The sequence below is a fragment of the Tenacibaculum aquimarinum genome (assembly GCF_022478115.1).
GTDB classification, from domain to species: domain Bacteria; phylum Bacteroidota; class Bacteroidia; order Flavobacteriales; family Flavobacteriaceae; genus Polaribacter; species Polaribacter aquimarinum_A.
This window is the reverse complement of record NZ_JAKGSC010000013.1, coordinates 1-2090: the sequence shown is the minus strand read 5'-3', so window position 1 is coordinate 2090 and position 2090 is coordinate 1. Positions and strand designations below refer to the sequence as shown.

The window sequence follows — 2090 nt, the reverse complement described above, 5'->3', positions numbered from 1 at the left end:
GAATCTGGATCAAAATTATCACTTGCTGTTACTTCTGCTAAGTTGGTGTACTCTCCACTTGCGTTAATCGTTGCTTCGATTACTAAGGTTACCGTTGCTTGGTTCGCTATCGTTCCAATAGTCCAAACGCCTGTGTTGGTGTCGTAACTTCCTTGACTTGGTGTGTTGGCTGTTAACGTGTATCCTGTTGGAATTTGGTCTGTTACCACAACACCTGGTGCTTCATTAGGGCCGTTGTTGTTTACAGATATGGTAAATTCAACTGTGTCTCCTGGACTTGGTGTGGTACTGTTATCTGCATCGTTGGTGATTGCTGATGTTTTGTCTAAACTGATGTCTGAAGCATCATCAATTCCTCCACCTGGAGTATTATTTGCTTCATCATCTTCACTTTGATCACCATCATCATTATTTGGTGTTGAATCTGGATCAAAATTATTACTTTTTGTAACTTGAGTTATATTTTCATATTCGCCAGAAGCTTTAATTGTAGCTACAATATTTAAGGTAGCAGTTTGTTGATTGGTTAAAGTTCCAACATTCCAGATTCCTAAATTATCATCAAAAGAACCAACATCTGCATTTGCGCTAACAAAGTCATATCCGTCAGGTAAATTATCTTCTACTTCAACTCCGTTTGCATCGCTTGGTCCATCATTATTCAACTTAATTACAAATGTTACTGTATCAAAAGGTGTAAATGTTGTACTTCCGTCAGCATCCGTTGTTAATTCAGATATTTTTGTAAGACTTAAATCAGAAACTGAAGAAACCGCAACTATAACTGTTGCTATATCTGTTGCCTCAGGTGATCCGTTATCTGATATTTGATATATAAAAGAATCTGTACCTGAAAAAGTTGGACTAGTTGGCGTATAAGTAAATGTACCGTTAGAATTTAAAACTACGGAACCATTTATTGGACCAGAAACTGGAATTGTATTTACTAATTGTTGGTTTCCTTCTGGATCAAAATCATTATCTAAAACATTTCCTGTTACAACTCTATCCGGAATTGTAATATAAGCATCATCATTTGCAATGGTTATATTTTGAATGTCACCAGGAATTACTGTTATTGTTACTTTTGTTTCATCACAAAGCGATGGTGTTCCATCATCACAAATTGTGTACAAAAAAGTATCTTCACCTATAAAACCAGTATTTGGGTTATAAGTATATGTTCCGTTAGGATTTATTGTTAATGTACCATTTGATGGAGTTGTGTTACTTGTTACAGAAATATTATTTCCATCTACATCAAAATCATTATTTAAAACAGTACCTGTAACTTGTGTATTTTCTTTGGTAATATTTGTATCTGGATTTGCAATTGGAGGTAAGTTATTATTGCTTCCTTCTGGTAAAACTTCAATATAAACTGTTGCAGAGTCTGTAGCTTGTGGATTTCCATCGTCTACAATTGTATAAGTAAAACTATCTTCTCCAATATAATTAGCTGGTGCAGTATATGTATATTCTCCTGTAGTTGCGTTAATATTAACTGTAATACCTTGAGCTGTTATTACTGTTGTTAAAGTTACTGTTTGCGTGTTTCCTTCAAAATCTTGATCATTTGTTAAAACGTTACCCGTAACGCTTTGGTTTTCATATACAAAATTGAAATCGTTAACAGCAAGTGTACAATTGAATAAAATTTCTACAATTAACTCTTGTTCACATCCTTTAGCATCAATAACTTTAATTGTATGATTACCTGTTGATAAACCTTCAAAAGTTCCATTGTTTTGCTCAGCTCCATTATCAATGTAATATTTATATGGCGAATTTCCTCCTTGTGCTTCAACAACTACTTTTCCTTCTCCTTCACAAGCAATATTATCTTGACTTGTATTATTTATTGTTAATACTTCTGGTTCTGCTACGGTTATAGTTGCTTGCTCTGAACATTCGGTTACTGTATCAGTTACTGTGATTGTATAACTTCCTCCTGATAAACTTGTAATGTCTTTTATTGTTTGACCAGTACTCCAACTATACGTGAAATTACCTGATCCGCCTGTTACTGTGGCAGTAATACTTCCATCTTCATCTCCATTACAGGTTACAGGAACTGTCTCTAAACTTAC

At 34.4% G+C, this 2090-nt stretch carries 1 protein-coding gene; it reads right to left on the bottom strand.

Annotation, left to right across the window (positions count from 1 at the left end; all coding sequences use genetic code 11):
• A partial coding sequence (locus tag L1S33_RS13150; RefSeq protein ID WP_240562674.1) for an Ig-like domain-containing protein occupies positions 1–2090 on the bottom strand: 2090 nt, incomplete at both ends.